This window comes from Microcystis sp. M53598_WE2 (assembly GCF_030067735.1).
GTDB classification, from domain to species: domain Bacteria; phylum Cyanobacteriota; class Cyanobacteriia; order Cyanobacteriales; family Microcystaceae; genus Microcystis; species Microcystis aeruginosa.
The window spans coordinates 1-3,492 of sequence record NZ_JASJFE010000491.1 but is presented as its reverse complement, the minus strand read 5'-3'; the positions used below and the strand labels follow the sequence as shown (position 1 = coordinate 3,492).

Genomic DNA, 3,492 nt, shown 5'->3' with positions numbered 1-3,492 from the left:
TCACCATTGATTGCAACCTTGAGAATCTTGATGATAATTTTATCTCAATTCATGAGTCGATAAAAAAATCAGTCCGGTACTGGTCCCGCTACAACTTAACCTTACCGGGAAGAATAAATGTGGCAAAAAGCTTGCTCGTCTCTTTGCTTAATTATCTCGGTTGTTTCTTGATGCCAAAACCTGCTACACTCAATGCCATTCAAAAAAGCGTCGACGATTTTATTATCGGTACTGAAAAAATAGCTAAAGCAAGAATTTATCTCCCTCCGGACTGTGGCGGGTTAGGATGCTTTAAGTTTGATGAATTTCTCTCAGCGCAACAATGCGTCTGGCCACTAAAAGCTGAAATCTCATGCAGGGACAATTGGCGCTACAATTGTAAATCGCTTTCATACGGTAACTGCCTCAGTTTAAGCTGGAGAAATATTGATCAGAACTTAAATCCGATTCTTTTCGGCTTGGGTAAATCTATGGAAAGGCTCCGGACCTGCTACGACAGCAGTAATGAAAATTATCTTCATGCTACGATTCTATTTAATCCTATGATTTTTAGAGGTCCCGGCAACAAACTTACTCTGGATCCGGTATACTTAGAAGCCGACAATAGTTTAGAGTTATGCTACAGGCTATCCCGGCTCACTATTGACGACTGCTATGGTCAATTTGGTTTCATATCAAGAGTCGAGTTCCGCATTATTCATGGAATTGACTTAACTGTCAATGGCTATGCAAATCTAGGAGCTGCAGTAAATCACTTCGTAAACCGGTTATCTGTCAACACTATCAATGACGGTACCTCTTTCCCTCTTTTTGCATCTCTTCAGTTGAAAAAACCTGGTGAAAAAATTCGTTCCCTACTTGTAAAAAGAAGGAAGAAACCGTTTGACTTAGAGAAAAGTCCCCTGGTGCGCTCTAAGATTTATAAACTATCTGCGAATGAATATATTTTAGAGTTAGAAATTCATCATATTATCTGTGATGGTTGGTCAATGAGTTTGTTAGCTAAAGAATGCTTACAATACTACTCTGATTTAGCCAAAGGATTACAGCCTAGTATAGAGCCATTGCCGATACAATATAAAGATTATGCAGGATGGCAAAATAATCTTTTAAGAAGCGAAAATAATCCCAAAAACCTAGATTACTGGCGGCAAAAACTGGACAATGGACAACTGACCAGAGTTCACTTACCGACAGACTTTAAACGTCCCCAAATAAAGACGTTTAAGGGTTCTCATTTAAGCTGGACATTTGACCGAGAAACGATTTCTAAATTAAGAAAAATTTGTCAGGAAAACGAAATCACCCTATTCATGGCATTGGTAGCGGCTGTCAAAATATTACTGTATCGCTACAGTGGTCAACATGATATTACTATTGGTACAGAAATCGCCACCAGAAGCCATCCTCAACTGCAATCTCTAATCGGTTTATTTCTCAATACCTTAGTTATTCGTGACCAAATTGAACCCGAAAAAGGCTACAAAAATCTACTCGCAAAGGTTCGTCAAACCGTTACCGAAGCCTTAGAACATTCCGATTATCCCTTTGATATTTTAGTAGAAAAATTAGCTGTTTCTAGAGAAATTAACCGCACTCCCTTGTTTGATATATTAGTCCTTCTGCAAAATTTTGATCAACCTGTAGGCTTGGAAAATATACAAATAAAATCTCTAGATTCCCTGACCCCGACCAGTAAGTTTGATCTATCTTTTGTGTTTAGTGAAGATCAGGAAAAACTCAGATTAGAGCTAATTTATAACACCGACTTATTCCAAGAGGAGAGGATGAAAAAATGTCTCATTCACTTCGATAAACTCTTGAATGAAATGCTATCTAACCCCGCCCAACCCGTCAAAGACATTTCTTTGTTATCGGAGGCAGAAACCGCTTTCATTGCCAATTTTATCAATCCTATTCCTCGCTTAGAAACCCGTACTATTATCCACGATTTTATTGACCAAGTTGCAGCCAAACCGGAGAAAACATCGATTATTTATCCAGGGGGTAAATTTAGCTATCAAGAATTACATGAACTAACTAACTTTTGGGCTTATGCCTTAAAAGAATTAGGCGTGGAAAAAGATAAGGTTTGTGGTGTTCTCCTAGAAGGAGATTATCGTCAGTTAATCGCTATGCTGGCAGTATTTAAAGCCGGAGGAATCTATTTACCTCTACGTTTAGATGAACCCGAGGAGCGCCGGCAACGCATGATGATTAAAACTAGCCCCGAAATTATCTTAGTTGCGGCTGAGAATTTAGAGGGGATTAAACCCCAACTATCCGCATTAGAAAAACCGCCTCATATCTTAGTGGTTAAGGCTCATAAAATTCAGCAATATCATCAGTGGAATGGCATGGATTATCAAGAGTTTCCTTGCCAATTAAGCAAACTGCAACCCCTTCTAGCTATGCCGGATGCTGATGATTCTAATTATATTATGTTTACTTCTGGCTCAACCGGTGAACCTAAAGCAATTTTAGGCAGTCACGGCAGCTTACGTCATTTCATTGATTGGGAAAAACGGGAATTTGGCATTAATGAAAGTTGGCGCTGTTTACAAATTGCTCAAATTAATTTTGATGCTTATTTGAGGGAAACCTGTGTGACTTTATGCTCCGGGGGAACTCTGTATATTCCAGAGAGTACAGAGCGAGAAGACTTAGAGCTTTTATTACTGCGAATAGGAGAATGGAAAATTAACTTACTACACACTGTCCCCTCGGTAATGCGTCTATTTTTAAAGATGGGGCGTGGTTTAATTAATGCACATAATCTCCTGAAAAGTTTGCGAATTTTTGTCTTAGGAGGAGAGCCTTTATTTGTGAAAGAACTGGCTGAATGGCATCAAATTTTTGGCTCTCAGACAGAATTTGTGAATATTTATGGGGCAAGTGAAACTACATTTGTTAAGCATTTTTATCGAATTCCTAACCCTAATAATATTCCCTATGAACGGGTTCCGGGTGGTCAAACTTTGCCAGATGCCGCTTATGCAGTGGTTGATGGAAATCGCGCCAGGGCAATAGGAGAAGTAGGAGAAGTGTTCGTTAAATCCCCCTATTTAACCAAAGGTTATTATCAAGATGAAAGCTTAACTCATTCAGTTTTTGTGCCTAATCCTTTGAATGGGGGGAGGGATATAGTTTATCGTACTGGAGACTTAGGCAGACTGCTTCCTGATCTAACTTTAGAAGTAATAGGACGCAGTGACAATCAAATTAAATTAAATGGGGTACGGATTGAATTAGGAGAGATTGAAGATGTCCTCAGTGGGATTGAGGGAGTAGAAAAAGCCTTAGTTATGGCTAATAAAAAGGAGGAATTAGTAAACGTAATTGCTTATTATCAAGCCGAGGATACAGTTCATCAGGAATATATTCGAGGTAAATTAAAGCAACTCTTACCGATTTATATGCAGCCTAGCTTTTTAATGCGGTTAGAAGCTTTTCCCTTGTTACCCAATGGAAAAATTCATCGTCTAGCTTTGC

General features: G+C 38.9%; 1 pseudogene. It reads left to right on the top strand.

Annotated features, from left to right (window positions below):
* Nucleotides 1–863: 863 nt before the first annotated feature.
* Nucleotides 864–3,492: pseudogene (locus PX636_RS10165) on the top strand (non-ribosomal peptide synthetase); the annotation flags it as partial.